At 46.1% G+C, this 434-nt stretch carries 1 protein-coding gene; it reads right to left on the reverse strand.

Annotated features, from left to right (window positions below):
- A partial coding sequence (locus KOE80_RS20160; RefSeq protein ID WP_226349850.1) for a TrkA C-terminal domain-containing protein occupies window positions 1-434 on the reverse strand: 434 nt, incomplete at both ends.

Here is a 434-nt window from a genome sequence, read left to right on the forward strand (position 1 = left end):
TCCATACCGTATCATTCTCCTTGAAAATTGTATCAGGGTCTGGATTCATAATGCTCGCGGTACTCCTCTCTATTCCGATAATGACGCTATCCGATATGTCCGCCTCCCGGATCGTCTTTCCGATCAATGGTGAACCTCCTTCGACAGGAAATTGCCCTATTTCCATCTCATCCTGCGAGGATGTTCCGTTCCCTTCCCTTTCTACCTCCTTTTGTTCCATGGATGTTCGGAAGCTTTCCAACTGCCGGTCCGTACCTACGACCGTAACCTTGTCATATGGATAGAGATGTTCTTTCCCTTGTGGTATATCCAGGCGTTTTTCTCCACGGGTGATTGAAATCACATTTATCTGAAACAAGGTGCGTAGGCTGCTTTCTTTTAATGTTCTGCCCACATATATGGAATCAGGGGATACTGTGAAATCCGCCAAATGT

This window comes from Alcaligenes sp. 13f, assembly GCF_020496585.1.
Lineage (GTDB): Bacteria > Pseudomonadota > Gammaproteobacteria > Burkholderiales > Burkholderiaceae_B > Alcaligenes > Alcaligenes phenolicus.